11 protein-coding genes and 1 tRNA gene are annotated in these 12,086 nt (G+C 69.4%); 8 read left to right on the forward strand and 4 right to left on the reverse strand.

The features are described 5' to 3' along the window. The first annotated feature begins 37 nt into the window (after nt 1–37). Entirely contained in the window at nt 38–907 is an 870-nt protein-coding gene (locus ACWD3H_RS27680; protein WP_355560927.1) for an ABC transporter permease, read from the forward strand. After that, nucleotides 904–2,577 carry a dipeptide ABC transporter ATP-binding protein gene (locus tag ACWD3H_RS27685; protein ID WP_451957039.1) on the forward strand — a complete coding sequence of 558 codons (1,674 nt, stop codon included), beginning with the start codon at nt 904–906 and terminating at the stop codon, nt 2,575–2,577. The genes ACWD3H_RS27680 and ACWD3H_RS27685 overlap by 4 nt, the downstream gene beginning before the upstream one ends. Here the strand turns inward: ACWD3H_RS27685 and ACWD3H_RS27690 are convergent. Continuing rightward, nucleotides 2,523–3,779: an MFS transporter gene (locus ACWD3H_RS27690; protein WP_355560933.1), complete on the reverse strand. Its 1,257-nt coding sequence runs from the start codon at nt 3,777–3,779 to the stop codon at nt 2,523–2,525. The genes ACWD3H_RS27685 and ACWD3H_RS27690 overlap by 55 nt on opposite strands. Nucleotides 3,780–4,069: 290 nt before the next feature. Between ACWD3H_RS27690 and ACWD3H_RS27695 the strand changes: the two genes are divergently transcribed. The 3 genes from ACWD3H_RS27695 to ACWD3H_RS27705 all read left to right on the forward strand — a co-directional run bounded on the left by ACWD3H_RS27695 (nt 4,070) and on the right by ACWD3H_RS27705 (nt 7,408). Next, entirely contained in the window at nt 4,070–4,642 is a 573-nt protein-coding gene (locus tag ACWD3H_RS27695; RefSeq protein ID WP_451957040.1) for a MarR family winged helix-turn-helix transcriptional regulator, read from the forward strand. Between the two features lie 115 nt (nt 4,643–4,757). Next, nucleotides 4,758–6,422 carry a methionine--tRNA ligase gene (locus ACWD3H_RS27700; protein WP_451957041.1) on the forward strand — a complete coding sequence of 555 codons (1,665 nt, stop codon included), beginning with the start codon at nt 4,758–4,760 and terminating at the stop codon, nt 6,420–6,422. A gap of 209 nt (nt 6,423–6,631) precedes the next feature. Next, nucleotides 6,632–7,408: an SDR family NAD(P)-dependent oxidoreductase gene (locus tag ACWD3H_RS27705; protein WP_451957042.1), complete on the forward strand. Its 777-nt coding sequence runs from the start codon at nt 6,632–6,634 to the stop codon at nt 7,406–7,408. A 49-nt stretch (nt 7,409–7,457) separates the two neighbouring features. On the opposite strand, the gene galK is transcribed toward ACWD3H_RS27705, so the two are convergent. Continuing rightward, complete coding sequence (gene galK, locus ACWD3H_RS27710) at nt 7,458–8,576, reverse strand: galactokinase (RefSeq protein WP_355560945.1); 1,119 nt, start codon at nt 8,574–8,576, stop codon at nt 7,458–7,460. A 149-nt stretch (nt 8,577–8,725) separates the two neighbouring features. On the opposite strand from galK, the gene ACWD3H_RS27715 reads away from it, so the two are divergent. Both ACWD3H_RS27715 and ACWD3H_RS27720 read left to right on the forward strand, forming a co-directional pair. Then, nucleotides 8,726–8,799: transfer RNA gene (locus tag ACWD3H_RS27715), tRNA-Ile, on the forward strand. Between the two features lie 442 nt (nt 8,800–9,241). Then, nucleotides 9,242–9,658, forward strand: a complete 417-nt coding sequence (locus ACWD3H_RS27720; protein ID WP_451957043.1) for a cellulose binding domain-containing protein — start codon at nt 9,242–9,244, stop codon at nt 9,656–9,658. Between the two features lie 434 nt (nt 9,659–10,092). Here ACWD3H_RS27720 and ACWD3H_RS27725 read toward each other — a convergent pair whose 3' ends face one another. Further along, complete coding sequence (locus ACWD3H_RS27725) at nt 10,093–10,293, reverse strand: DUF397 domain-containing protein (protein ID WP_451957044.1); 201 nt, start codon at nt 10,291–10,293, stop codon at nt 10,093–10,095. Continuing rightward, nucleotides 10,284–11,186 (reverse strand): helix-turn-helix domain-containing protein, encoded by a 903-nt coding sequence (locus ACWD3H_RS27730; protein ID WP_451957045.1) that lies wholly within the window; start codon nt 11,184–11,186, stop codon nt 10,284–10,286. Before ACWD3H_RS27730 ends, ACWD3H_RS27725 begins: the two co-directional genes overlap by 10 nt. 423 nt (nt 11,187–11,609) lie before the next feature. On the opposite strand from ACWD3H_RS27730, the gene ACWD3H_RS27735 reads away from it, so the two are divergent. Further along, nucleotides 11,610–12,086 (forward strand): hypothetical protein, encoded by a 477-nt coding sequence (locus tag ACWD3H_RS27735; RefSeq protein WP_451957046.1) that lies wholly within the window; start codon nt 11,610–11,612, stop codon nt 12,084–12,086.

Here is a 12,086-nt window from a genome sequence, read left to right on the forward strand (position 1 = left end):
TGGCGCCCCGGTCGCCGTACCGTCCGGGGAGAAGCCGATGACGACGGTCGCCGAGATTCCCGGTGTCGTGACCGCGGCTCCCGCCCCGGCGCGGCGCCGCCACGCCTTCAGGGTGCCGCTGGCCGTGCCGCTGCTGTTCCTGGCGGTGGCCGCGGTCGCCGCCGTCGCGCCCGGCCTGCTGACCGGCGTCGACCCGTTGGCCGCCGACCCGCTGCACGCGCTCGCCGGGCCGAGCGCCGAGCACTGGTTCGGCACCGACCATCTCGGCCGCGACGTGCTGTCGCGCGTCGTTCACGGCGCCGGGCACTCGCTGAGCATCGGCGCCGCCGCCATCGGCCTCGCAGCCGGGGCAGGTGCCCTGCTGGGCGTCCTGGCCGGACTGTCCCCCCGCTACCTCGACGAGCTGCTCAGCCGCCTGTTCGACGTGGTGGCCACCTTCCCGGAGCTGCTGCTCGCCCTGCTGGTCATCGCCGTCACCGGTCCGGGAACCGGCAACGTGATCCTCGCGATCGGCATCGCACAGATCCCCAACTATGCCCGCGTGATCCGTGCCCAGACGTTCGTGGTGCGCCGCTCCGGCTACGTCGAGCAGGCGGTCACCTTCGGCCTGGCCAGGCCGGTGCTCGTCGCGCGCCACGTGCTGCCCAACGTGCTGGGTCCGCTGCCGGTGCTCGCCACGATCGGCATGGGCACCGCCATCATCGCCACCTCAGGTCTCAGCTTCCTCGGCATGGGGCCGCAGCCGCCCAGCCCCGAGTGGGGCTCGATGCTGTCGGAGGCCCGTAACTACCTGCGCGTCGCCTGGTGGACCGTGCTCTTCCCCGGGCTCTCCGTCACCCTGACCGTCATCAGCCTGACGCTCGTCGGGCGCCGCCTGCAGCGCCGTTTCGAAGGGAGAGACCGGTGAGCCTCATCGACATCGAGGACCTGCGGGTCGGCTTCCCCGGGGCCGGGGTGGAGGCCGTACGGGGGGTGAGCCTGTCGATCGAGGCGGGCGAGTGCGTGGCGATCGTCGGGGAGTCGGGCTCGGGCAAGAGCGTCACGGCCAGGACCCTGGTCGGGCTGACCGGCCCCGGTGCCTCGGTCACCGCCTCCCGGTTCACGGTCGACGGCCGGGACGCGCTCGGGTTCGGCGCCCGGGACTGGCGGCGGCTGCGCGGCCGGTTCGCCGGGTTGGTGCTCCAGGACGCGCTGACCTCGCTGGACCCGCTCCGCACCGTCGGCGACGAGATCGCCGAGGTGCTCGCCACCCACGATGTCGTAACCCGTGCGGCCCGGAGGGAAAGGGTGCTCGAGCTGCTGGACGCGGTCGGGGTGCCGGAGCCGGAGGTGCGCGCCCGGCAGTACGCCCACCAGCTGTCCGGGGGGTTGCGCCAGCGGGCCCTGATCGCCTCCGCCATCGCCGCCGACCCGCCACTGATCATCGCCGACGAGCCGACGACGGCGCTCGACGTCACCGTGCAGGCCCAGATCCTGCGCCTGCTCGCCGCCCGCAAGACCACCGGGACCGCACTGCTCATGATCAGCCACGACCTCGCCGTGGTCTCCGCCATCGCCGACCGGGTACTGGTCATGAAGGACGGGGTGATCGTCGAGGAGGGGGAGACGGGGCGGGTGCTGGCGCGGCCCCGGCACGACTACACCAGGCTGCTGCTCGCGGCCGTACCCTCCGCGATCTCGCGCGGCACCCGGCTGTCCGCCATCGCCGCCGGGGGCGTCGCGCTGCGCACCCCGCTGCCGGAGCGGACCGTGGACCACGCCGCGCCGATTCTGGAGGCCTCGGGGCTCTCCGCCGCGTACGGCTCGCGCACCGTGGTCGACGACGTGTCCTTCGAGGTCTTTCCCGGCGAGACGCTCGGCATCGTGGGGGAGTCCGGTTCCGGCAAGACCACGGTGGCCCGGCTCGTCCTCGGCCTGCTCGAACCCGCCTCGGGAGAGGTCCTGCTGGGCGGTGAGCCCTGGTCGGGCATCCCCGAGCGCGGACGACGCACCCGCAGGTCCCGCATCCAGGTGATCTCCCAGAACCCGCTCGGGTCGTTCGACCCCCGCTACACGGTGGGCCGTCTGGTCGCCGAACCGCTCCGCGGCGCCTCCTCCGGGAGCGGATCCCACCGCGGGGCCTCCTCAGGGAGTGGTTCCCGTCGCGGGGCCCCGGCCTCGTGGCGGAAGGACCGGGTGGCCGAGCTGCTCGACCGGGTCGGGCTACCGGCCGACGTCGCGGGACACCATCCCCGGCGCCTGTCGGGCGGCCAGCGCCAGCGGGTGGCCATCGCCAGGGCGCTGGCCACCCGTCCCGACGTGCTCGTCTGTGACGAGCCGGTCTCCGCGCTGGACGTGTCGATCCAGGCCCAGGTGCTCGACCTGCTCGCGGAGATCCAGGCGGCGGACGGGACCGCGCTGATCTTCATCTCGCACGACCTGGGGGTGGTCCACCACGTCGCGGACCGGGTGCTGGTCATGCGCGCCGGGCGGGTCGTGGAGGAGGGGTATGTGGATGAGGTGTTCTTCCTGCCCGAGCACGACTACACCCGCGAGCTGCTCGGCGCGGTGCCCAAGCTGGTCTCCGCGGGGCCCTGACCGAGAGCGCGGACGTCGGGCAGGAGCAGGACGCCCAGGCAGGAGACGGCCAGCAGCGCCGCCGCCCCGTAGAGGGTGGCCGCCGCGCCCGCCGCGCCGGCCAGCGGTCCGGCCAGGGCCATGCCGAGGGGCGTCAGCCCGAGGGAGAGCAGCCAGTCGTAGGCGGACACCCGTGAGATCGCCTCGGTGGGGATGTGTTCCTGCACGGCGGTCTCCCAGAGCGGGGACATGAATGCCAGGCCGCCGGTCGCCAGCCCGAAGGCCGCCGCGACGGCGAGCGCGGGCGCGCCGGCGGCGAGCAGGGTCAGCGGGAGCGCGCCGAGCGCGAGCGCGATGTTGGCCACCACCAGGGGGCGTCGGGGCCTCGCCCGGAGTGCCAGCAGCGCGCCGCAGAGGGCGCCGACCGTGCCGCCCTGCACGATCGTGCCCCAGGCGAGCTCACCGCCGAGGCTCGTGACGGCGATTACCGGCCCGATCGTGATCATGGCGCAGCGGGCCAGGTTCCACAGCGAGTGGCCGATGAGGTTCGTCCAGTACCACCGGTGGCTGCGCAGCAGCGCCCAGCCCTCGGCGAGCTGCCTGAGGAACCGCTCGTGCGGCACGGGCGGGATCGGCCCGAGCCGGAGGCGGCCGAGCAGCACCGCGCTGGTGGTGAAGGTCGCGGCGTCCAGCAGCAGTGCCCAGCCGGGGCCGGCGGTCAGCGCGAGGGCGGTGGCGATCCCCGGGCCGAGCAGTACGGACCCGCGCTGGGCGATCGCCATGAGCGCGTTGGCCCCGGGGAGGTGCTCGGCCGCCACGGTGGCGGGCACCAGACCGGTCGTGGCGGGCAGGAAGAACGCGGAACCGGCGCCGGAGATCGCGGCCAGTGCCGCCAGGTGGACGATGTCGACGGTGCCGGTGACCAGCTCGACGCCCATGGCGGCGTGGGCGAGGCCGCGGACCAGGTCCGCGCCGATCATCACGCGACGGCGCGGCAGCCGGTCGGCCCAGACGCCGCCGGGCAGCATCAGCGCCACCATGGCGATCGACTGGGCGGCCAGTACCACCCCGAGGTCGGTGACCGAGCCGGTCGCGGTGACGATCGCCAGCGCGAGGGCCACCGAGGTGACGGAGTCGCCGAGGCTCGACAGGGTCTGGCCGGCCCACAGCAGGCGGAAGCGGGGGTCCCGTAAGGGGACCCAGGAGTCTCGCAGGGGGGTCATGGGGCGAAATTACTACGAAATCAAAATATATGCATCCGTATAAATGATGACCCGATGGAGCGCCGTGTCACCCGAGGGCGACCGGGACGGTTCCCGGCATCGCGGCGGCGAGGGGTCGCGGGTGTCCACCGTGATGACGCCGTGATGACAGCCGTGATGACAGCCGTGATGACAAGGGGGCATTGGTGCACCGGCCCGTCAGGGCCGCGGGCGACCGCCTCGGCGGCGGTTCGGGGTGCCGCCGGGGCCGAGGCCGGGCGCCGCGACGAGGGCCGCGTTACCCTGTGGGCATGTCAGAGCCTGACTCCGTCGACCGGCACATCGCGCACTGGTCCCGGGAGCTGTCCGACCTCGACCCGCAGATCGAGGGGATCTTCACACGGATGCAGATGATCGTGCGGCTGCTCAGGCGCAACAAGGACAGCTGGCTGGCCGCCGGAGGACTCAAGCACTGGGAGTTCCAGGTCCTGCAACACCTGGTCGCGGCAGGGCCGCCCTACCGGGCGACCCCGTCTCTGCTGGCCGAGTGGCTCGACACCCACCCGGCCACGATGACCAACCGGCTCGACCGGCTGGAGCAGGCCGGATACGTCGACCGCGTGCACGACCCCGGCGACCGCCGCCGCCTGCTCGTCGCGCTGACCCCGGCCGGGCGTGCGATCTGGCAGGAGCGGATGGACGACAGCGGCCTGGAGGAGCAGGTCCTGCTCGCCCCGCTCGACCCCGGCGACCGTGAGCTCCTCGACGACCTTCTACGCCGGATGGTCCGCGCGGCGGAGGCGGGCGGACCGCCGCTGATGCCCGACTGGCCGTCAGGCCCGGACGCGGAAAACCGCATGTCGAACCGGAGAACGGGTGGTTAGCATGAGAGCATGACCTTCTTGGTGATGCTCTCCCCCGCAGCCGGGGTCACCTGACGTCTTCTTGAGGCCCTGAAACGGGGCCTTGATCTGTTTTCGGGCTCCAGCGGAGGTTCCGATGTCCCGAATCCTGCTCACCACGACCATCCCGTACGTCAACGCCCGTCCCCACCTGGGCTTCGCCCTGGAACTCGTCCAGGCGGACGTGCTCGCCAGGCACCACCGCCTGCTCGGCGACGAGGTCAGGTTCCAGACGGGCACCGACGACAACTCGCTCAAGAACGTGCGGGCCGCCGAGGCCGAGGGGATCGCCGTACGGGATCTCGTCGACCGCAACGCCGCCGAGTTCGCCCGGCTGGCGGGACCGCTCTCGCTCTCCTGCGACGACTTCATCCGTACCAGCGCCGACCCCCGGCACCGGCCCGGTGTCGAGCGGTTCTGGCGGGCCTGCTCCGCCGACCTGTACCGCAGGCACTACGAGGGCCTCTACTGCGTCGGCTGCGAGCAGTTCTATCCGTCCGACGAGCAGTGCCCCGAGCACGACGCCCCGCTCCAGCGCGTGTCCGAGGAGAACTGGTTCTTCCGCCTGTCCCGCTACCGCGACGAGCTGTACGGCCTGATCGACAGCGGCCGCATTCGCGTCGAGCCCGCCGAGCGCCGCAACGAGATCCTGGCCTTCATCGCCGCAGGGCTGTCCGACTTCAGCGTCTCCCGCTCCCAGGCACGGGCACGCGGCTGGGGCATCCCGGTGCCGGGCGATCCCGGACAGGTGATCTACGTGTGGTGGGACGCGCTCGGCAACTACCTGACCGCGCTGGACTACGCGAAGGGAGAGCACGACGACTGGTGGTCCGGCGCCGACCGGCGGATCCACGTGCTCGGCAAGGGCGTCCTGCGCTTCCACGCGGTCTACTGGCCGGCGATGCTGCTGTCGGCGGGGGAGTTGCCGCCGACGGACATCCTGGTCCACGACTATCTGACCGTGGACGGCCGGAAGATCAGCAAATCGACCCTCTCCGGCGGTGTGGGCGCCTCCACCGGAGTCCTCGACGTCTCCGGCGGTCCCGGCGCTTCGGGAGGCCTCGATGTCTCCGGCCGCTCCGGTGGCGGCTTCGCGGGAACCGATCTCTCGGCCGTCGACCCGGTCGGACTCGTCGAGGCGTACGGCGTGGACGCGGTCAGGTGGTGGCTGCTGCGGGAGGTGCCCAGGGTCGGCGACGTCGACTTCACCGCGAGGCGGCTCATCGCCCGCCACGACGGCGAGCTGGCCGACGGGCTGGGCAACCTCGTCAACCGGGTGGTCAGCATGGTTCACCGCTACCGGGACGGGATCGTGCCCGAAGAGCGTGAGACGGCTCTGGACGAGGTCAGAGGTCAGGCCCGAGGCGTGATGATCGAGGCCCTGGAGGCGTTCGACTTCCGCGCGGCCACCGCCGCCGTCTACGCGGTCGCCGAGGAGGCCAACCGGTACGTCAACCGCACCGAGCCGTGGCGCCTCGCCCGTGAGGGCTCGCCCCGGCTCGATGCGGTCCTCGGCACCCTGGTCGCCACCTGCAGGGAACTGGCGGACCTGCTGGCCCCCTTCCTCCCGGACGCCTCGGCGCGGATCGCCGGCCAGTGCAGGGGAGAGCGGCTTGCCGACCCGGTCCCGCTCTTTCCTCACCACCGCCCTCGGGGTCCCGCTCCGGCCCGTGCGGAACAGCGGAACGAGGACGCGCGGCTGACGTCATCCGTGTCCGCACCGCACTCAAACACCGTCACCGCGAGGAAATCCGGCGGGTGAAGCGGGTTTCGGAAGCCGCTCGCGGGGAGAAACGCCACCGACGATCTTCTCGGCCCGCGCGGCGGCCGCCGTACGCCGCGTGATCCCGAAGCTCTCGGCACCGGTTCTCGTGGGGCCGGTTCCCACCAGGAGGAAAAGAAGGCGCGGTCTACGCGATGGAGTACGGGCCTTTTCGGCGAGCAGGGACACGGCAACGGAAAGGAGAGAGCGTGAGTCGTTCGTATGTGGTGACAGGAGGAGGCAACGGCATCGGCAGAGCCGTGGTCGAGCGCCTCCTCGGCGACGGAGGCACCGTGGTCGTCATCGAGCGCGACCCGGCGGCGCTGGCCTGGCTGGACGGTCATGGTGCCGGCCCGCGCGCGGTCGGCGTCGTCGGTGACGCCGCCGACGAGACCGTGGCGGAGCGGGCCGCCGATGCCGCCCAGGCCACGGGCCCGCTCGCCGGCTGGGTCAACAACGCCGCGGTGTTCCGGGACGCCTCCATCCACTCCGCCACCACCGGAGAGGTGCTGGATCTCATCACGCTGAACCTCAACGTCGCCCTCGTCGGGTGTGCGACCGCGATCCGCCGCTTCCTCGCGACGGGCACGCCGGGGGCGATCGTCAACCTCTCCTCGCACCAGGCGCGGCAGGCGGTCAGGGGCTGCCTGCCGTACGTGACGGCCAAGGCGGCCATCGAGGGGATGACCCGTGCGCTCGCGGTCGAGTACGGGCCGCGCGGCATCCGGGTCAACGCCGTGGCGCCGGGCTCGGTGGACACCGAGCGCTATGCGGAGTTCCTCGGTTCCCAGAAACCCGATGTCGTCGCCCGCATCGAGCGGGAGATGGCGCTCCTGCACCCGCTGGGCCGGGTGGCGCGAGCCCGGGAGGTCGCGGCCGCGATCGTCTACCTGCTCTCCGACGACGCCGGCTTCATCACCGGTGCGACCGTGCCCGTCGACGGCGGGCGGTCGGTGCTCGCCCGCGATCCCGAGTCATCCGGATGAGCACGGAGTGTGATGGACCCATCGCGTCGGGGCCGGCCGGGTGGGCCGCTCAGGCCAGTCGCCGTGCTCCCGCCGCCGGGGTCGCCGGGTAGATCTCCGGTGCGGCCCAGCCACGCTCGGCGTAGGCCCGGGTAACGGCCTCCCGTACGGACTCCACCCGCTCGTCGGTGACCAGTGCGATCGCCGAGCCGCCGAACCCGCCGCCGGTCATCCGCGCCCCCCGGGCGCCGCCCCTGACCGCCGACTCCACGGCCACGTCCAGCTCGGCGCAGGACACCTCGAACTGGTCGCGCAGCGACAGGTGGGAGGCGTTCAGCAGGGCACCGATCTCCCGTACCGCTCCGGCCCGCAGCAGCCCGATCACCGCCTCGACCCGGTGGTTCTCCGTCACCACGTGCTGGGTGCGCCTGCGCTCGTCGCCGCTCAGCCTGGCGAGGGCGCCACCCAGGTCGGTGACGTCGCGAAGCGCGTCGAGGCCCAGATACTTCGCGGCGTTCTCGCAGTCACGGCGGCGGCGGGCGTACTTCCCGTCGGGAAGCTCGTGGCGCACCCCGGTGTTGATGATGAGCAACTGGAGGCCGTGGCTCGCCAGGTCGAACGGGATGCTCCTGGTGCTGAGGCTCCGGCAGTCCATGAACAGGGCCTTCCCCTCCTCCGCGAGGGCCGAGGCCGCCTGGTCCATGATCCCGCACGGCATGCCCACGAAGTCGTTCTCGGCCTTCTGCGCGTCCAGCGCGATCTCCATCTTGGTGAGGCCGAGCTCGTACAGCTCGTTCAGCGCCGTACCGACGACCACCTCAAGCGCCGCGCTCGACGACAGCCCCGCTCCCTGGGGCACGTCCCCGTCGATCACCACGTCCGCGCCCCCGACCGGGTGCCCGGCCCCGCGGAGCACCCAGAACATCCCGGCCACGTAGCGGGTCCAGCCCTCGGCCTGGTCGAGCGTCGCGAGCGTGACCGGCTCGTCCACCTGCAACGACCGCAGCCGGATCACCTCGTCCTCGCGCGGTGAGACCGCCGCGGTCACCCCCCACGGCACCGCGAACGGCAGCACGAATCCGTCGTTGTAGTCGGTATGCTCCCCGATCAGGTTGACCCGCCCCGGCGCGTGCCACACCCCGGCGGGCTCCGTTCCGTACGACTCCCGGAAAGCTTCAACAACGCGCATGATCCAACACTCCTCAACAAGGTCCACCGTTAGGGTAGCGAGTCCCTGGAACCAGGCTCCGCCAAAGGTCACATCTTGAACCCGTCCCGCCCGGCAAGTGTGCGAACAGCGCCCACGTTTGGTTGAATGCCGCAGTACGGCGTGCACGAGGGGCGGTAGCTCAGCCGGTTAGAGCAGGGGACTCATAATCCCTGGGTCGCGGGTTCGAGTCCCGCCCGCCCTACCCCTTGTGATCATAAGAAAAGCGCCCCTGACCTGCGTGTTCGCGGTTGGGGGCGCTTTTTCGCGTCCGGTGGTGTGCGGCTGTCGCCGGCTGTGGTCACGTCCGTGGACGTGGCGTACGAGCATCCAGAACCCGCACGCGGGGCGCCACGCCGGAGGGTGGGCCGCTGTTGAAGGTGCGGCACCGCGCATGGTGAGAAGCGCGGCGAGGGTGAGTGGAAGGTTCGAGGCCGCGCTCATCGGGACCCGGCGGGTGCCAGGCGGAAGGTGATGGCCGGTGTCGAGGGGTGGGGTGCGGGTGATCCCACGCGATCAGGTGGCTCCAGAGTCAAGTGTCAGTAAAGAAGTCAAGAGTTTGTATGGCCAGGTCAGCGCACTCCTTGACCAAAACCGTAAGGATTTAGTAGAAAATCCTAGTAAATCCGGATTGGAGGAGTTCGAACATGCGAAGTCGACTGGCCGGCGCCCTGGGCGTGGTGGTCCTGGCGCCGGTGATCGTTGCGATCCTCGGGGTCGAGGCGGCCGGGGCCTCCACGTGCACGGCGACGTACCAGGAGGTCAACTCCTGGTCCTACCAGGAGAACGGGTCCTGGGTGACCGACAACATGGTCGAGATATCGATCAAGAACACCAGCACCTCGATCATCGACGAGTGGCAGCTGAACTGGACGTGGCCGGGCAAGCAGAAGGTCGCCGTCTCTCTGGCCGGCCGGACGGATCAGTCGGGGGCCGATGTCACCGTCCACAGCAACGGGTCGTGGAATCCCATGAAGCCGAACACCGCGGTCCAGCTGGCCTTCATCCATCGGGGGGCTTCCGCCGTCCCTGCCCCGACCGTGACCTGCACTCCCGTCCAGTAGCACCCGGGACCCGATACCTTGACCCTCCTCACCCGATCTCCATCCGCAGCGGCGGACGGCATCGTCCATCGGGCCGCTCGCTCGCGTCGCCAAGTAGGAGGGCGGCATCCGCGTCTGGGGGCGCACGTGGAGCGAGATCGTCGCTGCCCACCCCCTCTCCCCGGGCGTGAACCCGCGTACGCACAGGTCGGTGGCAACCGCTGAACCTCGCCCGCCGGGTGGAACCACCCTGGCCATGGCTCGTCCCCCGAGACGAGCCGGCAGGGGGCAGGCGACCTTCGAGGCGGGAGCCTTCCAGGTGTTGCAGGCGCCCGGCTTCTTCGACGCGTAGCCCTGCTCGAACCAGTGGAGACGGTTGGCGGGCTTGCCGTACCAAGGGAGGGCTTGATGCCCCCCGGTCTCGGCCTCGACGGTTTCTCCTGACCGAGACGGGGTCAGCGGTCGAATTCGCCGGCTTTGATGCCGTGGACGAAGGCGGTCCACCCGGTGGGGGTGAGGAGCAGTTTGGGGCCGTTGGGGTCTTTGCTGTCGCGGATCGCGACGACTCCGGGCAGGTTGGCGGCCACCTCGACACACTGGCCGCCGTTGTCCGAGGAACGTGATGATTTTCGCCAGATGGCAGCGCTCAGGTCCATTCCCGCTTCACTTCCTCGATTTTTTTGAGGGATATGTGCTCAGGATAAGCCCATAGCCTTATTGCCTCATAGCGCTTCCAAATGGAAGCCACAAGATCTTGATTGGTCGTGATGTGTCCCTGAGCGGGTGAGTCTGAATGGACAGCGTCTGGTTCCCCGTTCGGAAGCTCGGCAATCATGAAGGCTCCTGCCAGGCCCGCCACGCACTCCGAATCGACGACCTGGATGGAGATGGCGGACCGCTGTGCGGCCTCCAGCAGATGACCAAATTGCTCCCGCATCAACTCGGGGTTACCGATCCGACGATGCAGTACACCCTCATCGATAAGGGCGAGGAGCGTGGGTGCATCTTCCTGATCAAGGATCCGTTGCCGCTGCATGCGGGCTTCGACACGTTGCTCCAACTCCTCAGACGTGATTTGTGGTCCTCGGCTGAAGAGATACCTGGCATATGCCTCCGTCTGAAGCAGGCCGGGTACCAGGAGAGGATCCCAGGAGCGGATGACGGTGGCTCTGGGTTCGATCTCCTCGGCCCAGTTCCAGAACCAGGCCGGTCCGCCGGGTTGGGCGACGATGTGCTCACGTATCCCGGTGAAGGAGATGCCGTTGGCGGTCCCGTAGAGCAGATCCAGTCTTTCGGCGTCGGACTTGGACGGCGTTCGGCTGGCGCTCTCCAGGCGGCTGATCTGGGTCTGGGTGCAGCCGAGGCGTCTGGCCACGGCGGTCTGCGAGAGCTGTGCGGCCTCCCGCAGGCGGCGCATCTCGGCGCCGAACCGCACTCGGGGGGATCCAGGGTCGAGAGACGGCGCACTGTCCATCGTATTTCCTCTCGAATTGGAAAAAACGGACTTAATATCCAGCCGGTGATATCGAATCCAGTCCGGGTAGACCAACGGCTGTCATCATCCGCTCTAGCCTGGACTGCCGATCCGGTAGCAGGCCAACTACCGGTAAGGCAGTCTAGGCACAGAAATCCTCTTCACGAAAGCACAAGAAAGAAAGTGGTTAATCACCTTCTTGATCAGAGAAAGGTCGGGCCGCACATGAATAAGACAGCACTCTTTCACTCTCCGGCCGCGAACATCGGAAATCACCCGAAAAGGAGGCCCGCGACGGCAGGTGACCTTTCGGTTGGCCAGATCGCAGCTTTGGTCGGCGAGAACATCCCTCCGCCGGGGTCGGCGCCGGTGGCCGGAACCTGCGGATCGCTTCGAAGTCACCCTTTTCTGCGGACGGGCATGTGAAGGGTGTGGCGAAGGCGGGCCGGGTGAGTGAAGATTGGTACGTCTCGACGTCAACCGCCTCGGAGGTACCGTATGCGCGTCGCCCGGTTGTTGACCGTCAGCCTGGCGCTGGTGATGCTTACCTCGGGATGCACTTCCGAGCCCTCTCTGGGAGAGGCGGTGGCGGAGCTACAAAAGGACACCCAACGCCTGGAGGGCAATAGTATCTTTAAGAATCCGCTCAAGAAACTGCGCATTGTGCAGCGCCCGGACAAGGACATCCGCTGTGACAAGGATAAGTTCAAACGATCGCTGCGAGCTACGGCCGATTATGAGCGCGTCGATGAACCATTGGATGTTCACCTGGATCGAGCCCAAACGCTGATGGAGAACACCCTTGCCCGAGTTCTCGGCTACAAGCTGGAGTTCGATTTCAGTCAAATGGAGACAGAGGAAGGGCGGTTCATCTATGGTGTAAAGAAGGATCCTGATATAACGATGACCGTATATGTGGCCCCCGAGGCTCCCACCTGGCGGCTGCATGCGGTGACTGCCTGTCTGTCGCGGTAA

The sequence above is a fragment of the Streptosporangium sp. NPDC002607 genome (genome assembly GCF_053592655.1).

Excerpts from the sequence above, each read along its gene's own strand:
- ACWD3H_RS27680 (WP_355560927.1), top strand. The coding sequence starts at position 38 with ATGACGACGGTCGCCGAGATTCCCGGTGTCGTGACCGCGGCTCCCGCC.
- ACWD3H_RS27690 (WP_355560933.1), bottom strand. The coding sequence starts at position 3,779 with ATGACCCCCCTGCGAGACTCCTGGGTCCCCTTACGGGACCCCCGCTTC.
- ACWD3H_RS27695 (WP_451957040.1), top strand. The coding sequence starts at position 4,070 with ATGTCAGAGCCTGACTCCGTCGACCGGCACATCGCGCACTGGTCCCGG.
- ACWD3H_RS27700 (WP_451957041.1), top strand. The coding sequence starts at position 4,758 with ATGTCCCGAATCCTGCTCACCACGACCATCCCGTACGTCAACGCCCGT.
- galK (WP_355560945.1), bottom strand. The coding sequence starts at position 8,576 with ATGCGCGTTGTTGAAGCTTTCCGGGAGTCGTACGGAACGGAGCCCGCC.
- ACWD3H_RS27720 (WP_451957043.1), top strand. The coding sequence starts at position 9,242 with ATGCGAAGTCGACTGGCCGGCGCCCTGGGCGTGGTGGTCCTGGCGCCG.
- ACWD3H_RS27725 (WP_451957044.1), bottom strand. The coding sequence starts at position 10,293 with ATGGACCTGAGCGCTGCCATCTGGCGAAAATCATCACGTTCCTCGGAC.
- ACWD3H_RS27735 (WP_451957046.1), top strand. The coding sequence starts at position 11,610 with ATGCGCGTCGCCCGGTTGTTGACCGTCAGCCTGGCGCTGGTGATGCTT.